Genomic DNA, 22,536 nt, shown 5'->3' with positions numbered 1-22,536 from the left:
CCGCCGACCAGTCTAGCTGGGCGCGCCCTCGGCGATCTCCTGGTAGGTCGCGAAGAGGATCGCCTGGTCCGGGACCTCGAGGATCCGCGGCCGGGCCACGGCGTCCAGCACCACGAACCGGAGCAGGCTGCCCCGGGTCTTCTTGTCCCGCTTCATGACCTCCAGCAGCCGCGGCCACTGGTCCCACCGGTAGGTGGTGGGCAGGCCCAGGGCGGCCAGGACGCTGCGGTGGCGCTCGACGACGTCGTCGGCGAGGGTGCCGGCGGTCCGGGCGAGCTCGGCGGCGAAGACCATGCCGACCGCCACGGCGGCGCCGTGGCGCCACTGGTAGCGCTCGTTGTGCTCGATGGCGTGGCCGAGGGTGTGCCCGTAGTTGAGCATCTCGCGTCGTCCGGCCTCGCGCAGGTCCCCGGAGACGACCTCCGCCTTGACCCGGATCGCGCGCTCCACGAGCTCGCGGACCACCGCGGACTGCCCGTCGCGCACCGCCTCCGGGTTCGCCTCGATCAGCTCCAGGATCCGCTCGTCGGCGATGAAGCCGCACTTGACCACCTCGGCCATGCCGGTGAGCAGCTCGTTCTCCGGCAGCGTCCGGAGCGTGTCGAGGTCGCACAGCACGGCCGCGGGCGGGTGGAAGGCCCCCACGAGGTTCTTGCCCTCGGCGGTGTTGATGCCGGTCTTGCCCCCGACGGCGGCGTCGACCATGCCCAGCAGGGTCGTGGGCACGTGCACCACGCGCACGCCGCGCAGCCAGGTGGCGGCCACGAAGCCGGCGAGGTCGGAGACCGCTCCCCCGCCCACGGACACGATCGCGTCGGAGCGGGTGAAGTCGTTCTGCCCCAGGACCTGCCAGCAGAAGGACGCGACCTGGATGTGCTTGCCCTCCTCGGCGTCGGGGATCTCGGCGGTGAAGGCCTGGTATCCCTGGGCGCGCAGCTCCTCCATCACCACGTCGCCGGTGCTGCGCAGCGCCCGCGGGTGGATGACCAGCACCCGCTGGACGCGGTCCCCCAGCACCCGCGGGACCTGTCCGAGCAGGCCGTGGCCCACGAGGACGTCGTAGTCGTCGGCCGGGCCGGTGCCGGTGACGGGAATGGTGGTGACGGTGCCGGGAGCGGGCTCGCTCATGCCTGGGCCTCCTGGTCGGTCGCGGGTCGGTCGGTCGCGGGCCGGTGGCCCGCGGGGGCGCCCCGGTCGGTGCGCTGGGCGCGCAGCCGGACGAGGGCCTCCTCGAGGTCGGCGCCGATCTCGGCGACGGGGCGGTTGCGGGTCCCGTCGAGCCGGATGTCGGCCAGCTCCTCGTAGCAGGCCCGCCGGGACTCGTAGAGCTCCTGCCAGCGCCGCTGCGGGTCGGGCCGGAGCATGGGCCGGGTGCGGTTGCCGCTGATCCGGGACAGCACGGTCTCGGCGTCGACCTCGAGGTACGCGACGAGCTCGTGGCGCAGCATCTCCCGCACCGACGGGGTCATGGGGGCGCCGCCGCCCACGGAGAAGATCGCGTTGGCGTGGTCGGGGTCGCGCAGGACCTCGGCCACGGTGTCCGCCTCGAGGTCGCGGAAGTACTTCTCGCCGTGCTCGCTGAAGATCGTCGAGATCACCCCGTGGCGGGAGACGATCAGCTGGTCCGCGTCCACGAAGTCGTAGCCGTAGAAATTGGACATGTGCAGGGCCAGGAAGGACTTGCCGGCGGCCATCGGCCCGATCAGGACCACGGGCCGCTGCGGCACGGGGGCGGCGTCGACCGGGGCGGGGAACTGCGGGTTCACGCGCGGCCTCCCTCGGCGCCCGCAGCAGGCTCGGCGGGGGTCTCGGCGGGGCTCTCCGCCGGGGCCACCAGGGGGTCGCCCATGTGGTCCCCGGCGGCCGCGGCCACGTCGTCGTCGAGGACGCCGAGCTCCCCCGCGGAGGCGAGGGACGCCGGGATCGCCGCGAGGTAGGCGTCCTGGTTGCGGACCAGCTCGGCGACGGAGTCCCCGCCGAACTTCTCCGTCACGGCGTCGGCGAGGACGAGGGCGACCATCGCCTCGGCCACGACGCCGGCGGCGGGCACGGCACAGACGTCGGAGCGCTGGTGGTGGGCGCGGGCCGCCTCGCCGGTGGCGACGTCGACGGTGCGCAGGGCCTTGGGGACGGTGGCGATGGGCTTCATGGCCGCCCGCACCCGCAGCACGTCGCCGATCGACATGCCGCCCTCGATCCCGCCCGCCCGGTTGCTCACCCGGCGCACGAGGCCGTCGTCGCCGCGGGCGATCTCGTCGTGGGCCGCGGAGCCGGGCCGCGCGGCGGTCAGGAAGCCGTCCCCGACCTCCACGCCCTTGATGGCCTGGATGCCCATGAGCGCCCCGGCCAGGCGCGAGTCCAGCCGGCGGTCCCAGTGCACGTACGAGCCCAGTCCCGGCGGCAGGCCGTAGGCGAGGACCTCCACGACCCCGCCGAGGGTCTCGCCCTGCTTGTGCGCGGCGTCCACGGCGGCCACCATCGCCTCCGCGGTGGCGGAATCGTGGCAGCGCAGCGGATCGGCGTCCAGGGCGGGCACGTCCGCGGGCAGCGGGCGGGGGGCGTCCACCGGGGCGCTCACCGCACCGACCGCGGTCGTGTGGGAGACGAGACGCACCCCGAGGGCCTCGAGCAGCTTCGCGGCCACCGCACCCAGGGCCACCCGGGTGGCGGTCTCGCGGGCGCTGGCCCGCTCCAGGACGGGGCGGGCCTCGTCGAAGCCGTACTTCTGCATCCCGGTGAGGTCGGCGTGACCGGGACGGGGCCGGGTCAGGGGGGCGTTGCGGGCCCGCCCGTCCAGCACCTCCGGGTCCACCGGGTCGGCCGACATGACGTCGCGCCACTTGGGCCACTCGGTGTTGGCGATCTCGATCGCCACCGGCCCGCCCTGGGTCACGCCGTGGCGCACCCCGGCCAGCAGGCGCACCTCGTCCTGCTCGAACTTCATCCGGGCCCCGCGCCCGTAGCCGAGCCGGCGCCGGGCCAGGGCGTCGCGGATGTCCTGGCTGGTCAGGGGCACCCCCGCCGGCACACCCTCGATGATCCCGACGAGCGCCTCGCCGTGGGACTCGCCGGCCGTGAGCCAACGCAACATAGCAACTCTTTTCCGTTCGTGGTCTCGGCGGCGGACGGCGCCCGGGGGCGCGCCCTGCCGCCAGGGGTCAGGAGGCCGGCGGGGGCGGGACGTCGCGGACGGGCCGGCCCACCGCCGTGCACAGCGCCGCGACCACGTCCTGCTCGCGGGGCAGGGGCGTGCCCGGGCCGCGGCCGGTGAACAGGCGGATCTGGTCCACCGCCTGGAAGATCAGCATATCGATCCCCGGGGCCACCGCTCCCCCGGCCTGCGCCCAGGTCCGTGCGATCGCCGACGGCCACGGGTCGTAGGCGGCGTCCAGGAGGACGCCCGTGGTGACCGGGGACAGCCGGGCCGCGTCCCCGGCGAGCTCGTCCGCCCCGTGCGGGGGCAGGGTGGAGACGACGACGTCGTAGCCGGGCAGGGCGGCGGGAGCCTCGTCCCACGCCCGCAGCCGCACCGGCAGCCCGAGCCGGCGCCCGGCCTCCACCGCGCGCCCGGCCCGGGCGGCGGAGCGCACGAAGACGTCGACGGCGCGGGCGCCCAGGCGGCCGGCGGCGGCCACGGCGGCCGTGGCCGTCCCGCCCCCGCCGAGCACCGCGGCCCGGGGCGCCGCGGGCACGGGCCCGGCGGCGCGCACCGCGCCCACGATCCCGGCGACGTCCGTGTTGTGCCCCAGCACCGTGCCGTCGGGGCGGAAGACCAGCGTGTTGACCGCGCCGACGGCGGCGCCCAGCTCCGTGAGCTCGTCGGCGCACGCGGCGGCCGCGGACTTCAGGGGCATCGTCACCGACAGCCCGCGCCAGGCGGGGTCGCCCCGGCGGGCGTCGACGAACGCCGGCAGCTGCTCCTCGACGAGGTCGTGGGCGTCGTAGTCGACGTCCTCGCCGAGCACCGCGTACGCGGCCCGGTGCAGGTCCGGGGAGCGCGAGTGCCCGATGGGGTGGCCCACCACGGCGGCGCGGGCGGGGCTCACCCGCACCGGCCCTCGTTCTCGCTGCACCACTGGTTGTACTCCTCGACGTTCTCCAGGTGCTCGGCGTAGGTCTCGGCGAACTTGGTCTCGCCCGTGTCGAGGTCGACGGTCACCCAGAAGTAGTAGCCGGTCTCCTCGGGGTCGGCGGCCGCCTTGATCGCGGCGTCCCCCGGGGAGCCGATCGGCCCGATCGGCAGCCCCGGGTTGGCGAAGGTGTTGTACCGGTTCGACTCGTCGCGGCGCTCCTCCTCGGAGAAGTCGTAGCTCTTGCGGCCGAGGCCGTAGGTCACGGAGGCGTCGGACTGGATGAACCCGGAGGTCTCCCCGTCGGGGTTCTGCAGCCGGTTCTCGATGGCCCCGGCCACGACGTCGTAGTGCTCGGGCTGGACCTCGAACTCGATGATCGAGCCGATGGTGAGCACCTCGAAGATCTCGTCCTCGTCGGTGATCCCGTTGTCCTCGAGCGTCGCCCGGGTGCGGTCGACCATGGCCCGCAGGACCTCCTCGGCGGTGGCGTCGAGCGGGAACCGGTACTCGCCCGGGTGCAGCCAGCCCTCGAGGGTCGGGAAGCGGGCGGGGATGCCGAAGGTCTCGGTGTCCTCCGCGTAGGCCTCGAACTCCTCGACCGGGATGCCGGTGGACTCGCTGAGGACGCCGAAGACGTCGGACATGCGCTGGGTCTGGTCGATGGCCGCGTAGTGGGTGGCCTCGTCCTCCTCCATGAGCGCGCCCACGGCGGCCTCCGAGCTCATCTCGGTGCGCAGCTCGTACTCGCCCGGCTGGATGAACTCCCCGGAGTGCTCCTCCTGGAAGTTCTCCACGAAGGTCTCGGCGTCGGCGACGATGCCCTGCTGCTCGAGGGCCACGGCGACCTGGCCGGTGGTGGCGCCCTCGCTCACCGAGAAGGTCACCGGGTCCTCGCCGTCCCCGCGGTAGTCGCGCACCTCGAACCAGCCGAAGGTGGAGGCCAGCACGGACACGGTGATCAGCCCGGCCAGCAGGAACAGGGCGATGGCGGTGGTCAGGGAGACCCGGCCGCGGCGGCGCCGGCGCTCGACCTGCTCGGGGGTCAGCTCCTCGTGCTCGAAGACGCCGCGCAGGCCTGTGGAGGGCTCCCGCGACGACGGGGCGTCCAACAGGCTGCCCAGGCCGCCCGAGCCGGAGGACTCGCGGGCGGTCTCGGGGCGGCGGGGCGCCGACTGGTCGTACGGGTCGTCGCTCACGAATGCTCTCCGTCCGGATCGGTGGTCGTCAACGGTTCCGTCCGCGCCCGGTCGGGCGGTCCGGCGGTGTCCTCGGCGGTGCCCCGGAAGTGGGCGGGGCCGTGCCCGGGATGCTCCGCGACGGGACCGTCCGCGTCGAGGTCTCCACCATTATGCGCGAGATCTCCCGTCGGGGCGGCCCGCACGGGGCCGGGTCCGGCCGGATCCACCGGCGTGCCGGGCTCCGCGCCGGTGGACCGGGCCCGGTCCACGGCGCTCTGCAGGATGGTGGCGGCGGCCACCTGGTCGACCTTGTCCTTGTGCTCCCGGCGCGAGACCCCGGCCTCGAGCAGGGCCCGGTGGGCGTCCACGGTGCTCAGCCGCTCGTCGACCAGCCGCACCGGCACCTCCCAGCCCTTGGCCCGCAGGCGCCGCACGAGCGCGGCGGCGTAGTCGCGGGCCATCGCGGTCGAGGCGTTCTCCCCGCCGTCCAGGCTGCGCGGCAGGCCCACGTAGACGCCCACGGCGCCGTGCTCCTGCACCAGCCCGGCCAGGAGCTTCACGTCGAAGCCCTTCCGGGGGTCCCGCTGCAGCGTGGTGAGCGGGGTCGCGAGGATGCCGTCGGGGTCGCTGAGGGCGACCCCGACGCGGACCAGGCCGACGTCGACCCCGATCCTGCGGCCCCGCACGTAGTCGTCGCTCACGCGGCGGCGCCGCCTGTCGCGCGGGCGACCTCGGCCAGCACCGCGTCGAGCGCCGCCCCGATCCGGGAGGCGTCCTGCCCGCCGCCCTGGGCGATGTCGTCCTTGCCGCCGCCGCCGCCGCCGAGGACCTGCGCGGCGGTGCGCACCAGACGACCGGCCTTGACCCCGGCCTCGCGGGCGCCCTCCGTGGTGGCGACCAGGACCAGCGGGCGGCCCTTGGCCACACCGGCCACCGCGACGACCGCGGCGGTCTGGCCGAGCCGGCCGCGCAGGTCCAGGGCGAGGGCGCGGACGTCGTCGGCGCCGGCCACCTCACCGGCGTCGTGCACGAGCGCGGTGACCGGGCCGATCCGCCGGGCGTCGTCCAGCAGCGCGCCGGCCTGGGCCTGGAGCTTCTCGCGGCGCAGGCCGGCGAGCTCCTTCTCCGCGGACTTGAGCTTGTCGAGGGTGGCGGCGAGCCGCTCGGGCAGCTCGGCGGAGCTCTGCACCTTCAGCATGTCGGTGAGCTGGTGCACGAGGGTGCGCTCGGCGGCGAGGTGCCGGAAGGAGTCCAGCCCCACCAGCGCCTCCACGCGGCGGTTGCCGGAGCCCACCGACTGCTCGGTGAGCAGGGTGAGCGAGCCGATCTGGGCGGTGGCGCCCACGTGGGTGCCGCCGCAGAGCTCGCGCGACCACGGCCCGTTCATCTCGACCACCCGCACGCGGTCCCCGTACTTCTCGCCGAACAGGGACGTGGCGCCCATGGCCTTGGCCTCGGCGAGGCCCATCTCCTGCGTCACGACCTCGTAGTTCTCGTGGATCGCGGCGTTGGAGACCTCCTCGATCTCCTGGCGCTGGGCCTCCTGCAGGCCCTCGCCCCAGGCGAAGTCGAAGCGCAGGTAGCCCTCCTTGTTGAAGGACCCGCGCTGCACGGCCTCCGGGCCGAGGATGTCGTGCAGGGCCGCGTGGACGATGTGCGTGCCGGAGTGGGCGGCCTCGGCGGCGCGCCGCCGGGCCACGTCCACCTGCGCGAGCACCGTGCTGCCGGAGACCACCTCGCCCTCGCGCACGACGGCCTTGTGCACGGACAGGCCCTTGACCGGCTGCTGCACGTCGGTGACCTCGAGGACGAACCCGTCGCCGGTGATCGTGCCCCGGTCGGCGGCCTGGCCGCCCGCCTCCGCGTAGAACGGGGTCTCGTCGAGGACGACCTCGACGGCGTCCCCCGCCGAGGCGGCGGGCACGGTCACCCCGTCCTGCAGGAGGGCCCGCAGGACCGTCTCGCCGCGCAGCCGGTCGTAGCCGGTGAAGACCGAGCCGCCCTCGTCCACCAGCCGGCGGAACACCGAGAGGTCGGCGTGGGCGCCCTTCTTGGCGCGCGCGTCCTGCTGGGCGCGGCGCCGCTGCTCCTCCATGAGCCCGCGGAAGGCGGTCTCGTCGACGGCGACCCCGGCCTCGGCGGCCATCTCGAGGGTCAGGTCGATCGGGAAGCCGTAGGTGTCGTGCAGGGCGAAGGCCTCGGCCCCGGAGACCGCCTGGCCCTGGCGCCTGGCCCCGGCCACGGCCTCGTTCAGGCGCGTGGTGCCGGACTCGATGGTCTTCAGGAACGCCTTCTCCTCGGCGTAGGCGATCCGGGAGATGCGCTCGAAGTCCTCGCCCACGTAGGGGTACACCCCCTGCATGGCGTCCCGGGAGGCGGGCAGCAGCACGGGCAGGCAGGGCTCGGTGACGCCCATCAGGCGCATCGCGCGGATCGCCCGGCGCAGCAGGCGGCGCAGGATGTAGCCGCGGCCCTCGTTGGACGGGGTGACGCCGTCGGCGATGAGCATCAGGGAGGACCGGACGTGGTCGGCGACCACGCGCATCCGCACGTCGTCCTCGTAGCCCTCCTCCCCCGGCTTCTCGGAGCCGCGGTACTGCTTCCCGGACAGCTCGGCCGCCTTGTCCAGCACGGGCCGGACCTGGTCGGTCTCGTAGAAGTTCTCCACGCCCTGCAGCAGCATGGCCAGGCGCTCGACGCCCAGCCCGGTGTCGATGTTCTGCTCCGGCAGGTCGCCGAGGATCTCGTAGTCCTTGCCGGAGCCCTCGCCGCGCTGGTACTGCATGAACACGAGGTTCCAGATCTCGATGTAGCGGTCGTCGTCGACCGCCGGGCCGCCCTCCCGGCCGTAGCGGGGGCCGCGGTCGTAGAAGATCTCGGAGTCCGGGCCCGCGGGGCCGGGCTGGCCGGTGTCCCAGTAGTTCTCGTCGCGGCCCATCCGCTGGATCCGCTCGGCGGGCACGCCCACGGTGTCCTTCCACAGGGCGTAGGACTCCTCGTCGCCCTCGTAGACGGTCACCCACAGCCGCTCCGGGTCGAGGCCGAAGCCGCCCTTCTCGAGCGGGCCGGTGAGCAGCTCCCACGCCATGGGGATGGCGCGCTCCTTGAAGTAGTCGCCGAAGGAGAAGTTGCCGGCCATCTGGAAGAACGTGCCGTGGCGGGCGGTCTTGCCGACCTCGTCGATGTCGAGGGTGCGGATGCACTTCTGGATGGAGGTGGCCCGCCGGTAGGGGGCCGTCTCCTGACCGAGGAAGTACGGGATGAACGGCACCATGCCGGCGATCGTGAACATGGCACCGGGCTGGCTGGAGATCAGCGAGGCGGAGGGCACCACGGTGTGGCCCTGGCCTTCGAAGTAGTCCAGCCAGCGCTTGGTGATTTCCTGAGACAGCATTACCGGTGCTTTCCTTCGCGGTGGGTCGAGGGGGGTGTCGGGGGGTCGGTGGGCTCCTCCGGGGCGCGGCCCTCCTGCGGGGCCGCGGTGCCGTCGAGCACGCGCGGGGCCGCCGTGCCGCCGGTCAGGCGGGAGGATCCGGTCCCGGGGGCGCGCACGCCGAAGGACTCGCGCAGCTCGGCCTCCCGCTCGTCCATCCCCGCCCGGACGGTGGCGGCGAAGCGGTAGAGCCGGGAGCGCCAGTCGCCGGCCCGCGGGGTGCGTCCCGGCCCGGCTGCTCCGGGCACCGAGAGGTCCCGGCCCGGGGTGCGGGGGATCCGCGTGGCGGCGGCGCCCAGCAGGCCGCCGGCGGCCACGAGGGCGATCTTGCCCCAGAAGCTCATGGCCGGTCCTCCCCCGTGCCCGCGGTGCCCGCGGCGCGGCCGGGCCCCTCGGCGGGGCCGAAGCGCTCGGCCCGGTGGGAGCCCGGGGCGGCGGCGTCACCGGTGAACGCGCGGCGGACCCCGTGGGAGAACGCCGCGACCTTGATCAGCGGCTGCCCCACGGTGGAGGCCACCAGGGAGGACAGCGCCGAGACGTTCGCGGAGGCGTCGGAGACGTTGGTCGTGATGCCGTCGACCTTCTCGAGCTGGGAGTTCGTGGTCGACACGGTGCGGGTGACCTCGTCGATCAGCGGGACGGTCTCGTTGTTGAGCGAGCGGATCGTCAGCCGCAGCTCGTCGAAGACCCTGCCGAGCTTGAGGATCGGCACGGCCAGCAGGAGCACCAGCACGGCGAACACCCCCGCGGCGAGCAGTCCTGCGATTTCTCCACCGGTCATGGGGCGGCGCGCTCCTTGCTGGTCGGGTCCGTGGGGGACGGGGCGGCGGGACCGCCCCGGGCGTTCGGCACGGGCACCGGTGCGGTGCCCGGGGATCAACTGTACCCAACGGAAGAGCCCGCGGCGCTGGCGCCGCGGGCTCTCCGCCGGTGAGGCCCTGTCCCGGCCGTGCCGGGACAGGAGCCCGCAGGGATCAGGCCATGCGGGCGTAGTACTCCACCACGAGCTGCTCCTCGCAGGTCACGGGGACCTCGGCGCGCTTGGGCTTGCGCACCAGCTTGGCCTGCAGCTTCTCGATCGACACGTCGAGGTAGCCCGGGGTGTCGGGCAGCACGGCCTGGTGCGCGCCGGCGGCGGCGACCTGGAAGGGCGCCATCTTCTCCGACTTGGGGTGCACGTGGATGAGCTGGCCCTCCTTCACGCTGTAGGAGGGGCGGTCCACCCGCTGGCCGTCCACCATGATGTGGCGGTGCACGACCATCTGGCGGGCCTGGGCCATGGTCCGGGCGAAGCCGGAGCGCAGCACCAGGGCGTCGAGGCGGGACTCCAGCAGGGCGACCAGGTTCTCACCGGTCTGCCCCTCCTGGCGCTTGGCCTCCACGTAGGCGATGTGCATCTGCTTCTCGCGGATGTTGTACTGCGCGCGGAGACGCTGCTTCTCGCGCAGACGGACGGCGTAGTCCGAGTCGGCCTTGCGGCGGGCACGGCCGTGCTCACCGGGGCCGTAGGGACGGCGCTCGAAGTACTTCTCGGCCTTCGGGGTCAGGGCGATCCCGAGGGCGCGGGACTTGCGCACCTGACGGCGCGCACGCGTGTTGTTAGCCACGTTTACCTTTCACAATGCGGTGCTCTCCCCCGCCCGGGGTGCGGTGCGGGGGCAGCCTGTTCTGGTCGGTCCGGCCTCCGAGGACGGGATCGGTCCCGCCGGAGAGGTGAGGATCAGCCGCAATCCTCCGGTCCTACAAGCGCCGTGGCTGCGCGCCGCGCACCGTGGTTGAGGCGGTGCGCCGGACGTGCGGGAGCACGGGCCTTGCCGGCCGACGGTCCAGTATAGCGTGCACGGGCCCGCGGCGCGCCCCCGGGGGACGTGGCGGGGACGTGGCGGGGCGCCACCCGGACGTGCCGGGTGGCGCCCCGCGGTGGGCCCGCCGTGGCGGAGGGGTCAGTCGACGTCCTCGTCCACCCAGTCGAAGGTCTTGGTCACGGCCTTCTGCCAGTTGCGGAACAGCCGTCCCCGCTCGGCGTCGTCCACCTGCGGCTCCCAGCGCTTGTCCTCGGCCCAGTTCGCGGTGACCTCCTCCGTCCCGGACCAGAAGCCCACGGCGATGCCGGCGGCGTAGGCGGCGCCGAGGGCCGTGGTCTCGGTGACCTGCGGGCGGATCACGGGCACCCCGAGCTGGTCCGCCTGGAACTGCATGAGCAGTTCGTTGGCGGTCATCCCGCCGTCCACCTTGAGCTCGGTGATGTCCACCCCGGCGTCGGCGTTCATGGCCTCGACCACCTCGCGGGACTGGTAGGCCGTGGCCTCCAGGGCGGCCCGGGCGATGTGGCCCTTGTTCACGTAGCGGGTCAGGCCCACGAGGGCGCCGCGGGCGTCCGAGCGCCAGTACGGGGCGAAGAGCCCGCTGAAGGCCGGGACGAAGTAGGCCCCGCCGTTGTCCTCGACCGACGCGGCCAGGGACTCGACCTGGGGCGCGGAGGAGATGATCCCCAGGTTGTCGCGCAGCCACTGGACCAGGGACCCGGTCACCGCGATCGAGCCCTCCAGGGCGTAGACGGCGTCCTGGTCGCCGATCTTGTAGCACACGGTGCTCAGCAGGCCGTTCTGGGAGTGCACCACCTCGGTGCCCACGTTCATCAGCACGAAGCTGCCCGTGCCGTAGGTGTTCTTGCCCATGCCCTTCTCGAAGCAGGCCTGCCCGAACATCGCGGCCTGCTGGTCGCCCAGGATGCCGGCGATGGGCACGTCCTTGAGGAAGCCGCGGGTGCGGCCCTTGCCGTAGACCTCGGAGGAGGAGCGGATCTGGGGCAGCATCGACATGGGGATGCCCATGTCGGCGCAGATCTCCTCGTTCCAGTCGAGGGTCTCCAGGTTCATCAGCATGGTGCGCGAGGCGTTGGTCACGTCGGTGACGTGCACCCCGCCGTCCACGCCGCCGGTCATGTTCCACACCAGCCACGCGTCGGTGTTGCCCATCAGCAGGTCCCCGCGCTCGGCGCGCTCCCGGGCACCGTCCACGTTGTCCAGGATCCACTTGACCTTCGGGCCGGAGAAGTAGCTGGCCAGCGGCAGCCCCACCCGGTCCTTGTAGCGGTCGGGGCCGGCGTCGCCGCCGAGCTCCTCGACGATCTTCTGGGTCCGGGTGTCCTGCCAGACGATGGCGTTGTAGACGGGCTCGCCGGTGGTGCGGTCCCAGACCACCGTGGTCTCGCGCTGGTTGGTGATGCCCACGGCGGCCAGGTCCCGGGCGCCGATCTCGGCGGAGGCCTCGGCGTCGGCGACGACCTTGCGGACGTTGCGCCAGATCTCCATCGCGTCGTGCTCCACCCAGCCGGCGCGCGGGAAGATCTGCTCGTGCTCGAGCTGGCCGGTGCTGACGATGGCGCCCCGGTGGTCGAAGATGATCGCCCGGGTGCTGGTGGTGCCCTGGTCGATGGCCATGACGTGCTGTGGTTCGGTGCTCACGGGTAGTACCTCACTTCGTTGTGGTGTGCTGCGGGTCGGACGGGTGGGGTGGCCGGATCAGGCCGGCGGGTTCGAGTAGAGCTGGTAGAAGCCGCCGGCGAGCAGGGCGCCGAGGATCGGCCCGAGGACCGGCACCCAGGCGTAGGCCCAGTCGCTGCCGCCCTTGCCGCGGATGGGCAGGAGGGCGTGGGCGATGCGCGGGCCGAGGTCACGGGCGGGGTTGATGGCGTAGCCCGTGGGCCCGCCGAGGCTGGCGCCGATGCCGACCACGAGCAGGGCCACGGCCAGGGGGCCGAGCTGGGACGGGGTGTTGCCGAAGAGCAGGATCACCGCGACCAGGACGAAGGTGCCGATGATCTCGGTGACCAGGTTCCAGCCGTAGGAGCGCACCGCCGGGCCGGTGGAGAACACGGCGAGCTTGGTCTCCCCGAGCACCTCCTCCTCGATGACCTCGTCGAAGTGCTTCTTGTAGGCCAGGAACGCGAGGACGGCGCCCAGGACGGCGCCGAGGAGCTCGCCGGCGAAGTAGACGAGCGTGCTGACCAGGGTGATGGCCACGCCGGGGGCGTACTCCTCGGCGCCGCTGGCCCACAGGCCCACGGTCACGGCGGGGTTGATGTGGGCGCCGGACTGGTAGGCCACGAACACACCGGCGAACACGGCCAGGCCCCAGCCGAAGTTGATCATCAGGAACCCGCCGCCGAGGCCCTTGGTCCTCGGCAGCACGGCGTTGGCGACGACACCGCAGCCGAGCAGCAGCAGCATCGCGGTGCCGGCGACCTCGGACCAGAACACGGTGGAGAGCGGGATGGGAACGGTTGGCACCACGGTCTGGGCCAGGACGTTGGACATGGACAGCACTGCGACTCCTCGGTGGGTGCGGACGGACCGGGCCGCCCGTCGGGCGGGCCGGGGGTGGAGAGGTGGTGGCTGGTGGGACGGTCTCAGCCGCCGGACGGGCGGACGAGGTCGAGCACGTCGGGTGCGGCGGCCCGGGCCGCGGCGGCCGCGGCCTCGTCGGGGGCGGCCGCGGCCGCGTCCTCCGCCTGGCAGCGGGCCCGGTAGGCCTCGACCTCCGCCGCGCGCCGGCGCCCGTCCCAGCCGAGGGCCTCGGCGGCGAGGTCGGCGATCTCCTCGACCGCGTCCAGCCCGTGGCGCGCCTGCTCCCAGGTGAGCCGGGTGCGGGTGTCGTAGAGGTCCTCCAGGTGCAGCGCGCCCTCGTGGGTGCAGGCGTGGACGATCTCCGCCCGCAGGTAGGCCGGGGCGCCCTCCAGGGGGCGGCCCAGGTCGGGGCGGTCCTCCACGAGCTCGGTGATCTCGGTGATCGCCGACCCGTAGCGGCCGAGCAGGTGCTGCACCCGCTCCTCGTTCCAGTCGTAGCGTGCGCCCAGTGCCGCGGCCTGGCGGCTCAGCGCCAGGTACCCCTCCGCGCCCAGCAGCGGGGTGCGGTCGGTGACCGAGGGCACGGCCTCGGCCCGCTCCTTCCCCAGGGCGAGATCCACGGCGTCCTCGGCCATCACCCGATAGGTGGTGAGCTTGCCGCCGGCGATGGTGATCATGCCGGGGGCGACCTCGGTGACGGTGTGCTCGCGGGAGATCTTCGTGGACTGCGCGTCCCCGTCGCCCTTCTTCGTGCCCGGCTGCAGCAGCGGCCGCAGCCCGGCGTAGGTGCCGATGACGTCCTCGCGGGTGAGCGGCCGGTCCAGGACCACGTTGGCGTGGTCGATGACGTAGTCGATGTCCTCCGCGGTGGCCACCGGGTTCACGAGGTCCTGGTGGTAGGGGGTGTCGGTCGTGCCGATGATCCAGTACCGCGCCCACGGGATGATGAACAGCACGGACTTCTCCGTCTGCAGGATCAGCCCGCTCTCGCCGCGGATCCGCTCGCGCGGCACGATGATGTGGATGCCCTTGGAGGCGAGCACCTTCAGCCCGCCCTCGGCGTGGGCCAGGTCCTGGGTCTGCTCCGTCCACACCCCGGTGGCGGCGATCACGGTCTTGGCCCGGACCGTGCGCCGCTCGCCCGTCTCGAGGTCCTGGAGGGTGGCCCCGACCACGCGCCCGGACTCGTCCTTCGGGAAGTCCACCGCCCGGGTGCGGTTGGCGGCCAGCGCGCCGTAGCGCACGGCGGTGCGCACGATGGTCAGGACGAGGCGGGCGTCGTCCACCTGCCCGTCCCAGTACTTCACCGCGCCGACCATGGACCCGGGCTTGACGTCGGGAAAGACCCGCTGGACGCCCTTGAAGCCGTAGTGCCGCTGGTAGGGCAGCGTCGCGACCTTGGCGCCGATGTGGGCGAGGGCGTCGTAGAGGCCGATGCCGGCCGTCACGTAGGGCCGTTCCCAGAACCGGTGGGTCAGCGGGTACAGGAAGGGCACGGGCTTCACGAGGTGGGGTGCGAGGAAGTCCAGCAGCAGCTCGCGCTCCCGCAGCGCCTCGGAGACGAGCTTGAAGTCGAGCTGCTGGAGATAGCGCAGTCCGCCGTGGACGAGCTTGGAGGACCACTGGGACGTGCCGCCGGACCAGTCCTGGGCCTCGACGATGCCGGTGCGCAGGCCGCGGGTGACGGCGTCGAGGGCGATGCCGGCGCCGGTGATGCCGCCGCCGACGACGAGGACGTCCAGCTCGGGGCCGTCCGCGAACTCGGCGAGCGCGTGGTCCCGCGCGGCGGGGGACAGGGTGGGATGGGCCATGGTGGAGAGCCTTTCGGGCAGGTCGTGGAATGGCGCTGTGGTCTGACTCACACTCTGCGGGGAAGTGCACCTATGCTCAAATGGAATGAACGGACGTGCAGGGAAGGGACGTAACAGTGCACGGTGATGCCGAGCTCCACCACGCGGCGGAGCTGTACTACGTGCAGGGCATGACGATGGAGGCGGTCGCGGACCGTTTCGGCGTCTCCCGCCCCACGGTCTCGCGGATGCTGCAGGCGGCGCGGGACCGGGGCATCGTGCGGATCAGCCTCTCCGCTCCCCCGGATGCGGGGCACGACCTGTCCCACCGGCTGCGGGAGGCCTTCGGGGTCACGGTGCACGTGACCGGCACCCCGCGGGGGGCCACGGACCCGCAGCGGCTCGAGTCGGTGGCGCGCTCGGCCGCGGGGATGCTCGGGGAGTGGTTCGGGGATGGGATGACCCTGGCGGTCGCGTGGGGCACGACGACCTCCGCGATCGCCGGCCACCTGCACCCCAAGACGACGCGCGACACCCTCGTGGTGCAGATGAACGGCGCGTTCAGCGCCCGCTCCCCGGGGGCGGCGCAGTCCTCGGCGCTGCTGGGCCGGATGTCGACCGCGTTCGGGGCCGCGCTGCTGCCCTTCCCCACCCCGGCGTTCTTCGACAACGTCCAGACCCGCACGCTGATGTGGCAGGAGTCCTCGGTGCGCCGGGTCCTGGCGGCGCGCAACGGCGCGGACCTGGCGGTGTTCAGCGTGGGGGCGTTCCGGGGGCCGATGATCTCCCAGGTGTACAGCAACGGCTACCTCTCGGACGAGGACTTCCGGGAGCTGGCGGCGCAGCGGGTGGTCGGGGACGTGTGCACGGTCTTCCTGCGCGAGGACGGGTCCTACGCCGACCTGGACCTCAACCGCCGGGCGAGCGGGCCCACGCCGATGGAGCTGCGGCGGATCCCGCGCCGGCTGTGCGTGGTGGCCGGGGACCACAAGGTGCCGGGCGTGGTGGGGGCCCTGCGGGCCGGGGTGGTCACGGACCTGGTGATCGACGAGCGCACGGCGGCCTCGGTGGTGCGCCACCTGTTCGGCCGGTGACGTGGGCCCGGTGGGCGGTCACCGGCCCCGGACGATGCCGCGCAGCACCTCCAGCTGCTGGGCGATCTGGCGCTCCCGCCCCCGGTCGACGGGCCGGTAGTAGTCGGTGCCGACGAGCTCGTCGGGCGGGTACTGCTGGGCGGCCACGCCGTTGGGCTCGTCGTGGGAGTACACGTAGTCCCGGCCGTGGCCGAGCTGTCCGGCTCCCGGGTAGTGGGCGTCGCGCAGGTGCAGAGGCACCGGCCCGGCCCGGCCCGCGCGGACATCGGCGACCGCCTCGTTGAGCGCGGTGTAGGCGGCGTTGGACTTCGGGGCCGTGGCGAGGTGGGCGACGGCCTGGGCCAGCGGGATCCGTCCCTCCGGCATGCCGATGAGCTGGACGGCGTCGGCGGCGGCCACCGCGGTCTGCAGCGCGGTGGGGTCGGCGGTGCCGATGTCCTCCGAGGCGGAGATGATGAGCCGGCGGGCGATGAACCGCGGGTCCTCCCCGGCCTCGAGCATCCGGGCGAGGTAGTGCATCGCGGCGTCCACGTCGGAGCCGCGGATCGACTTGATGAAGGCGCTCACCACGTCGTAGTGCTGGTCCCCGTTCTTGTCGTAGCGCACGGCGGCCCGGTCCAGGGCCTCCTCCGCGTGCTCGCGGGTGATCACGGGAACCGCGGCGCCTCCGTCCGCGGGCTCCCGGTCCGGCTCGGGGCCCGGTTCCCGGTCCAGCTCCGAGAAGGCCACGCCGGCGGCGGCCTCCAAGGAGGTCAGGGCCTTGCGGGCGTCCCCGCCGCACAGGTCCAGCAGGTGCTCGCGCGCCTCCGCGGACAGCTCCACCTTCCCGTCGAGCCCCCGGGGGTCGGCGACGGCGCGCTCCAGCAGCCCGGCGATGTCGGCCCGCTGCAGCGGCTGCAGGGTCAGCAGCAGCGAGCGCGAGAGCAGCGGGGAGATCACGGAGAACGACGGGTTCTCCGTGGTGGCCGCCACCAGCACCACCCACTGGTTCTCCACCCCGGGCAGCAGGGCGTCCTGCTGGGCCTTGGTGAAGCGGTGGATCTCGTCCAGGAACAGCACCGTGGTGCGCCCGTGCAGGTCCCGGTCGGTCAGCGCCTCGTCCATCACCCGGCGCACGTCCTTGACGCCGGCGGTGATCGCGGACAGCTCCACGAACTTGCGGGACACCCCGCGGGCGATCACGTGGGCCAGGGTGGTCTTGCCGGTGCCCGGGGGGCCCCAGAGGATGATCGACGACGGTCCGGCCGGGCCGCGGTCCTCCCCCGCCAGCACCCGCAGCGGGGACCCGGGGCGGAGCAGGTGCTGCTGGCCGACGATCTCGTCGAGGCTGCGCGGGCGCATCCGCACCGCCAGCGGGGAGCGGCCGCGGGGCCGCCGTGCCCGGCCGGGCGGGGCCTCCTCGTGGGGCCCGCTCGCGCCGGAGCCGGTGGGGTCGAGGTCGTCGAAGAGGGAGCCGGTCACGCCGTCCAGACTAGCCCTCGGCCCGGTCCCCGGTCCCGGCCCGTGGCGGGCCGGCGGTCCGGCCGCGCTCAGGCCCGCCGCGGCCGGTCCAGCTCGGCGCTGTCCAGGACCAGGGTGACCGGGCCGTCGTTGACGAGCTCCACCTGCATCCGGGCCCCGAAGCGGCCGGTCTCCACGTGCGCGCCGAGCTCGCGCAGCGCGTGCACGTAGGCGTCGAAGAGCGGCTCCGAGACCGCTCCGGGCGCGGCGGCCGACCACGAGGGGCGCCGGCCCCGGCGGGCGTCGCCGTAGAGGGTGAACTGGCTGATCGCCAGCACCGGGCCTTTGAGCTCCGCGCAGGAGCGCTCGCCCTCCAGCAGCCGCAGGTGCCAGGTGCGCTCGGCCAGCCGCGCCGCGGTGGCGGCGTCGTCGTCGTGGGTGACGCCCACCAGGGCGACCAGCCCGGGCTCCTCGAGCCGGCCCACCACCGTGCCCTCGACGGTCACGGCGGCCCGGGTCACCCGTTGCAGAACGATGCGCATGGGTCCAGTCCACCACAGGGGCGGGGCGGGGTCCCGGCCACCCTCGTGCCATGACGTCCCCCGCGGCCCCGGCACCCGTGCGGGCGCGGCCCGCCGCCCTGGTGGCGGAGGTGTTCGCGCCGGCCCCGCTGGTGCTGTGCCTCCTGGTGCTCGCCGGGTGGCGGTCCGCCGGGTGGACGGGGGTGCTGTGGGGGCTCGGGACGGCGGTGCTCGTGGCGTCGCTGCCGATGCTCGTGCTGCGCGTCCTCGCCCGCCGCGGGATGGTGGACGGGCACGTCGTGCGCTCGCGGGCGCAGCGGCTGCCCGTCTACGCCGCCACGGGCGTGCTCACCGCCCTGGTGCTGGCGGCCGAGCTGCGGCTGGGGGCCCCGGTGCTCGTGCCGGTGACCACCGCGTTCGTCCTGCTGGGCCTGCTCGTGCTGCTGGCCCTGACGCTGCGCTGGAAGGTTTCCGCCCACGTGGCGATGGCCGCGTGCTGGGCCGTGGGCCTCGGCGCCCTGACCGCCCCGTGGGCCGTGCCGCTCGCGGCCCCGGTCCTGGTCCTGGTGGCCCTGTCCCGGGTGCGCACGGGCGACCACACCCCGGGGCAGACGGTGGCCGGGGCGCTGATCGGCGTGCTGATCGGCCTGGCCGACACCGCCGCCGTGATCTCGCCGGGATGAGCCGGCGCCCCGGACCGGCGCCGCGCCCGGCCCCGCACCGCCGCCCGCACCGGCGGCTGCGGCGCGGCCGCGCGACAGCGGGGCCCCCCGTGCCCGAGGATGGGAGGGCGGACGGCTCCCGGCCGCCCCGACGACCCGAGACCCGAGGACCCGCCGTGTCACCACGCCCCACGACCCGCATCATGAGCGCCGCCTCGATCGGCGCCCTCGTCGTCACGCTCACCGGCTGCGGCGAGGACGCGCAGGAGGTCGACGCCGACTACGCCCAGATCTGCGTGCAGCAGGACCCGGAGACGGGCGAGGAGATGCGCGTGGACGACGACGAGTGCGACGACGCCGGGCGCCCGCGCGGCTCGTTCGTGCCCATGTTCCTGTTCCTCAACGCCGGCCGCTCCCTCACCGTGCCGCCGGTGGGCTCCCCGGTGCCCCCCTCCTCCGGCTTCACGACCGCCCGCCCGCCGGCCTCCGCCACCGTGGCCCGGGGCTTCGCCCCGTCCGGGACCTCCGTGGGCCGGTCCGGGGTGTCGAAGGGCTTCGGCGGCTCCACGAGCGGCTGGGGCTCCTGATGCGGCGCGTCGACGGGCTCCCGCCCCGGCCCGGGTGGGAGCGGACCGTGCACGAGGAGGGCCTCACCTACGCCCTCACCGAGCGCCCGGACGGCACCCGGTTCTCCTACTGGAACGAGACGGCCGCCTACGTCCTGTCCCCGGACGAGGTGGCCGAGCTGGAGGCGGCCACCGACGAGCTCTACCGGATGACGATGGAGGCCGCCCGCTACATGGCCACCGGCGCGCTGGGCACCCTCGGGCTCTCCGAGGCCGCGTTCGAGCTCGCCCAGCACTCCCTGAGCCTGCGCGAGCCCTCGGTCTACGGCCGCTTCGACCTGGCCTGGGACGGCACGGGCCCGGCGAAGATGCTCGAGTTCAACGGCGACACCCCCACCGGCCTGGTGGAGGGCGCAGTGTGCCAGTGGTCGCGTATGGAGGCGCTGCACCCCGGACTCGGCGAGGACCACGCGGAGTTCGACCAGCTCAACGGCCTGTGGCCGATGCTCGTCCAGCGCTGGCGGCAGCGGCTGCCGTCGTCCGCGACGAAGACCCTGCACGTGGCCTACACCCGGGCGGAGGAGAGCGGGGAGGACGCCGCGAACGCGGCGGTGCTCGCCGCGACCGCCGCGGAGGCCGGCTACCGCACGGTGCTGCTGCCCGTGGAGGACGTGCGCTTCGACACCCGCTCGAACTCCTGGGTGCACGCCTCCGGGGACGTCGACGACCCCACGGTGGTCTCCGGCATCGAGGAGCTCTTCGCCCTGCACCCGTGGGAGGTGATGGTCGACGACGAGCCGGGCGGCTTCGTGCTGCACGACCCGCTGCTGATGCACCACTGGTACGAGCCCGCCTGGAAGATGTTCTGCTCCACCAAGCTGCTGCTCGTGGCGCTGTGGCGGTGCTTCCCCGACCACCCCCTGCTGCTGCCCGCCTACACGGACGGGCCGAACGGCCTGGCGGAGTGGGTGCGCAAGCCCATCTTCGGCCGCGAGGGCGACGGGATCGAGATCCGCGCCCGGGACGTGCACGTGCGCTCCCCGCGCCCCCACGACTCCCCGATGGACGTGTGGCAGGCCTACGTGCCGCTGCGGAACTTCCCCGGCTCGGACGGGGCGCCCAACCACCCCGTGGTGGGCTCCTGGGTGGTCGGCGACGACGGCGCCGCCGGCATCGGCATCCGCGAGTCCGACGGCCCGCTCACCGACTACTGGTGCCGCTTCGTGCCCAACATCATCGACAAGAAGGGCCTGCTGTGACCGCCCACCTGCTCCCCCGGTCCATCTCCACGGCCACCTCCGCCGTGATCGGCGCGACCTCGATCGCCCCGCTCTACTCCGTGGTGGTCACGCTCGGGCTCATGCACGCCCTGGTGGGCCGGTGGACCCCGGTGGTGCTGGTGGCCGCGGTGGTCCCGATGGCGGTCGTCTCCGTCTGCTTCGCCCGGCTGGACGAGCTCTACGAGGACCAGGGCACCGTCTACCGCTGGGCCCGGGAGGCCTACGGGGCGTTCGTGGGCTTCCTGGGCGGGTGGGGGCTGTGGCTCTCCGCGACCCTCGTGCTCGCCTCCCTGGCGTGGGTCACGGCCGACTCGGCGTTCTTCGCCCTGGGCGCCGAGCCCGGCCCGTGGGCCGTCACCGCGGTGGCGGCGGCGCTCATGGCGGTCTTCGCGGCGATCTCCTCGACCGGGATCCGCGTCTCCGCGGCGGTGCAGGCCGTCTTCGCCACCCTGCAGCTGGCCGGGGTGGGGCTGCTGGTGTGGGCCACGCGCACGGCCCCCGTCGTCGAGGGCGCGGCCGAGGCCGGGGGCGAGTGGAGCGGGTTCTACACCGCTGTCCTGGCCGGCGGGGAGCTCACGGCGGGCAACGTGGCCGCCGCCCTGCTCCTGGCCCTGTTCCTGTACTGGGGCTGGGACTCGACGTTCTCCCTCACCGAGGAGTCCACCACCCAGCGCGCGCCGCGCGTCTCGGCGTGGATCGCGCTGACGGTGGTCGCCGCCGTCTACGCCGTCATCGGCTGGTCCTACGTGCCCGGGGCCTCGGTGGGCTCACCGCTGCTGGCCGGGCTCGTGGCGGTCTCGGCGGCCGCCTCGATCGGGACGACCATGATCCCCACCTCGCGCGGGCTGATGTCGATGGCGCGCGGTGGGCACCTGCCCCGGCGGTTCCTGTCCCTGTCCTTCGCGACGTGGACCACCGCGGCCGTGGCCGCGGCCTGGATGACGTTCTCGGGCCGGCTCTTCGACGACACGGTCGGGGTGATCTCGGTGCTCGTGGCGCTGTACTACGGGCTGGCCTGCGCGGCCACCGCCAAGCTCGCGCGCACGGCGGGCGCCCGCCTCCTCGGGGCGGCCGGGGCCGCGCTGATGGCCGTGGCCCTGGTGCTGACGGGCCTGGAGTACGTGCTCTCGGCCGCCTGGGTGTGGGCCGGCGCGGTCCTCGTGCTGCTGGTGGTGCCGCTGTGGTTCCTGCTGGGCCGTGGCCGCGAGCCGCTGCCCGGTGCGCACGAGCGCGCCCCGCACCTGGAGAGCCTGCGCAACTGACCGGGGCGCCGGGAGCAGCACGGGGCTGCGAGCAGCGGGGCTCGCGGCAGCAGCGCGCCCACAGCGCCGGAAGGCACGCCGCGGGACGGAGTTCGCGGCGGCAGTGCGCCCACGGCGGCGAGGGGCGGGCAGCAGCACGGCACTCGCCGGGCGACGGGCGTGCAGCTACAGGGCGCCGGCAGCGGGCCGGGTCGCACAGCGGCACGGGACGCACAACGGACGTGCGCTCAGCCCAGCACCGGGCTCAGGGCAGCACGGTGAAGCCCTGCGGCAGCCCCTCTCGGCCCGTGAGGGCCAGCAGCACCTCGGGCAGCCGTCCGGCCGGTGCCGCGATCTCGATCGCGGTGTGCCCGGCGTCGGCCAGCACGGCCTCCGGGGGCCGGCGGTCCAGGCCGCAGGCGGCGGCGACATCGAGGCCGTGGACGGCCAGCTCGAAGGTGCGCGTGGGGAGGTAGACGCCCAGCCGCGTACCGCCGACCAGGGTGCGGATCACCGGGTCCTCCTCGACGGGCACCCGGGCCAGCGCCCGGCGGGCCCGCTCCAGGGACGCCCGGACCGTGGCCCCCGGGTGCCGGCCCAGCTCCTGGCCGGCCGCCGTGCCGCGGGCGGCCACCGCCGCGGGATCCGTGGCGGCGGCGGACAGGGCGTAGTACTGCCCGGTGGTGGTGCACACCGCCTCCTCCGCCGGCGTGCCCAGGTAGTCGGCGAGGGTGACGAGGGCCCGGTGGGTGTGGCCCACGAGGGCGCGGACGTCCCAGGAGCCCAGCGCGGGGCGGGTCCAGTGGTGCGGCCGCAGCTCCTCGACGAGCTCGGCGAACCACGCCCCGGCCTCGAGGAAGGCGGCGCGGGCGGCGGCAGGGTCTCGGGTCACGGCATCCCCCTGGATCG

The 22,536-nt window shown here is 74.2% G+C and carries 21 protein-coding genes; 5 read left to right on the top strand and 16 right to left on the bottom strand.

What is annotated here, in order from left to right; genetic code table 11:
• Window positions 1–12: 12 nt before the first annotated feature.
• The 13 genes from aroB to PU704_RS09945 all read right to left on the bottom strand — a co-directional run bounded on the left by aroB (window position 13) and on the right by PU704_RS09945 (window position 14,844).
• Complete coding sequence (gene aroB, locus PU704_RS10005) at window positions 13–1,128, bottom strand: 3-dehydroquinate synthase (protein WP_277551219.1); 1,116 nt, start codon at window positions 1,126–1,128, stop codon at window positions 13–15.
• Entirely contained in the window at window positions 1,125–1,766 is a 642-nt protein-coding gene (locus PU704_RS10000; protein WP_277551218.1) for a shikimate kinase, read from the bottom strand. Before PU704_RS10000 ends, aroB begins: the two co-directional genes overlap by 4 nt.
• The gene (gene aroC / locus PU704_RS09995) at window positions 1,763–3,091 is read right to left on the bottom strand and encodes a chorismate synthase (protein WP_277551217.1); all 1,329 of its coding nucleotides are present in this window, start codon (window positions 3,089–3,091) and stop codon (window positions 1,763–1,765) included. The genes PU704_RS10000 and aroC overlap by 4 nt, the downstream gene beginning before the upstream one ends.
• A 67-nt stretch (window positions 3,092–3,158) precedes the next feature.
• Window positions 3,159–4,073, bottom strand: a complete 915-nt coding sequence (locus tag PU704_RS09990) for a shikimate dehydrogenase (protein ID WP_277551216.1) — start codon at window positions 4,071–4,073, stop codon at window positions 3,159–3,161.
• Window positions 4,043–5,269 (bottom strand): endolytic transglycosylase MltG, encoded by a 1,227-nt coding sequence (gene mltG, locus PU704_RS09985; protein ID WP_277551215.1) that lies wholly within the window; start codon window positions 5,267–5,269, stop codon window positions 4,043–4,045. The genes PU704_RS09990 and mltG overlap by 31 nt, the downstream gene beginning before the upstream one ends.
• A complete protein-coding gene (gene ruvX, locus PU704_RS09980) occupies window positions 5,266–5,952 on the bottom strand; it encodes a Holliday junction resolvase RuvX (RefSeq protein WP_277551214.1) in 687 nt (228 codons plus the stop codon). The genes mltG and ruvX overlap by 4 nt, the downstream gene beginning before the upstream one ends.
• Window positions 5,949–8,645, bottom strand: coding sequence for an alanine--tRNA ligase (alaS, locus tag PU704_RS09975; RefSeq protein WP_277551213.1), 2,697 nt, complete (start codon window positions 8,643–8,645; stop codon window positions 5,949–5,951). Before alaS ends, ruvX begins: the two co-directional genes overlap by 4 nt.
• Window positions 8,645–9,028, bottom strand: coding sequence for a hypothetical protein (locus tag PU704_RS09970; protein WP_277551212.1), 384 nt, complete (start codon window positions 9,026–9,028; stop codon window positions 8,645–8,647). Before PU704_RS09970 ends, alaS begins: the two co-directional genes overlap by 1 nt.
• Window positions 9,025–9,465: a DUF948 domain-containing protein gene (locus PU704_RS09965; protein WP_277551211.1), complete on the bottom strand. Its 441-nt coding sequence runs from the start codon at window positions 9,463–9,465 to the stop codon at window positions 9,025–9,027. The genes PU704_RS09970 and PU704_RS09965 overlap by 4 nt, the downstream gene beginning before the upstream one ends.
• 193 nt (window positions 9,466–9,658) lie before the next feature.
• Entirely contained in the window at window positions 9,659–10,291 is a 633-nt protein-coding gene (gene rpsD / locus PU704_RS09960) for a 30S ribosomal protein S4 (protein ID WP_047803317.1), read from the bottom strand.
• A 336-nt stretch (window positions 10,292–10,627) separates the two neighbouring features.
• Entirely contained in the window at window positions 10,628–12,151 is a 1,524-nt protein-coding gene (gene glpK, locus PU704_RS09955; protein WP_255396265.1) for a glycerol kinase GlpK, read from the bottom strand.
• A 57-nt stretch (window positions 12,152–12,208) separates the two neighbouring features.
• The gene (locus PU704_RS09950; RefSeq protein WP_277551265.1) at window positions 12,209–13,003 is read right to left on the bottom strand and encodes an MIP/aquaporin family protein; all 795 of its coding nucleotides are present in this window, start codon (window positions 13,001–13,003) and stop codon (window positions 12,209–12,211) included.
• 92 nt (window positions 13,004–13,095) lie between these two features.
• Entirely contained in the window at window positions 13,096–14,844 is a 1,749-nt protein-coding gene (locus PU704_RS09945) for a glycerol-3-phosphate dehydrogenase/oxidase (RefSeq protein WP_277551210.1), read from the bottom strand.
• 116 nt (window positions 14,845–14,960) lie between these two features.
• Between PU704_RS09945 and PU704_RS09940 the strand changes: the two genes are divergently transcribed.
• Window positions 14,961–15,917, top strand: coding sequence for a sugar-binding transcriptional regulator (locus tag PU704_RS09940; protein ID WP_075872497.1), 957 nt, complete (start codon window positions 14,961–14,963; stop codon window positions 15,915–15,917).
• An 18-nt stretch (window positions 15,918–15,935) separates the two neighbouring features.
• Here the strand turns inward: PU704_RS09940 and PU704_RS09935 are convergent, their stop codons facing one another.
• Together PU704_RS09935 and dtd are read right to left on the bottom strand one after the other, a co-directional pair.
• Window positions 15,936–17,378: a replication-associated recombination protein A gene (locus tag PU704_RS09935; RefSeq protein ID WP_277551209.1), complete on the bottom strand. Its 1,443-nt coding sequence runs from the start codon at window positions 17,376–17,378 to the stop codon at window positions 15,936–15,938.
• 68 nt (window positions 17,379–17,446) lie between these two features.
• The gene (dtd, locus tag PU704_RS09930) at window positions 17,447–17,899 is read right to left on the bottom strand and encodes a D-aminoacyl-tRNA deacylase (protein ID WP_277551208.1); all 453 of its coding nucleotides are present in this window, start codon (window positions 17,897–17,899) and stop codon (window positions 17,447–17,449) included.
• 50 nt (window positions 17,900–17,949) lie between these two features.
• Here dtd and PU704_RS09925 point away from each other — a divergent pair, with 50 nt between their 5' ends.
• The 4 genes from PU704_RS09925 to PU704_RS09910 all read left to right on the top strand — a co-directional run bounded on the left by PU704_RS09925 (window position 17,950) and on the right by PU704_RS09910 (window position 21,648).
• The gene (locus PU704_RS09925; RefSeq protein ID WP_277551207.1) at window positions 17,950–18,561 is read left to right on the top strand and encodes a phosphatase PAP2 family protein; all 612 of its coding nucleotides are present in this window, start codon (window positions 17,950–17,952) and stop codon (window positions 18,559–18,561) included.
• A 155-nt stretch (window positions 18,562–18,716) separates the two neighbouring features.
• Entirely contained in the window at window positions 18,717–19,127 is a 411-nt protein-coding gene (locus PU704_RS09920) for a hypothetical protein (protein ID WP_277551206.1), read from the top strand.
• A complete protein-coding gene (locus tag PU704_RS09915) occupies window positions 19,127–20,365 on the top strand; it encodes a glutathionylspermidine synthase family protein (protein ID WP_047803323.1) in 1,239 nt (412 codons plus the stop codon). The genes PU704_RS09920 and PU704_RS09915 overlap by 1 nt, the downstream gene beginning before the upstream one ends.
• Window positions 20,362–21,648, top strand: a complete 1,287-nt coding sequence (locus PU704_RS09910) for an amino acid permease (RefSeq protein ID WP_277551205.1) — start codon at window positions 20,362–20,364, stop codon at window positions 21,646–21,648. Before PU704_RS09915 ends, PU704_RS09910 begins: the two co-directional genes overlap by 4 nt.
• 244 nt (window positions 21,649–21,892) lie before the next feature.
• On the opposite strand, the gene PU704_RS09905 is transcribed toward PU704_RS09910, so the two are convergent.
• The gene (locus PU704_RS09905; protein WP_277551204.1) at window positions 21,893–22,519 is read right to left on the bottom strand and encodes a maleylpyruvate isomerase family mycothiol-dependent enzyme; all 627 of its coding nucleotides are present in this window, start codon (window positions 22,517–22,519) and stop codon (window positions 21,893–21,895) included.
• Window positions 22,520–22,536: the final 17 nt, after the last annotated feature.

The sequence above is a fragment of the Kocuria oceani genome, assembly GCF_029524215.1.
Taxonomy (GTDB): Bacteria; Actinomycetota; Actinomycetes; order Actinomycetales; family Micrococcaceae; genus Kocuria; species Kocuria oceani.
Note: the sequence above shows the minus strand (reverse complement) of the source record. Positions and strands in the feature narration are given on the sequence as shown.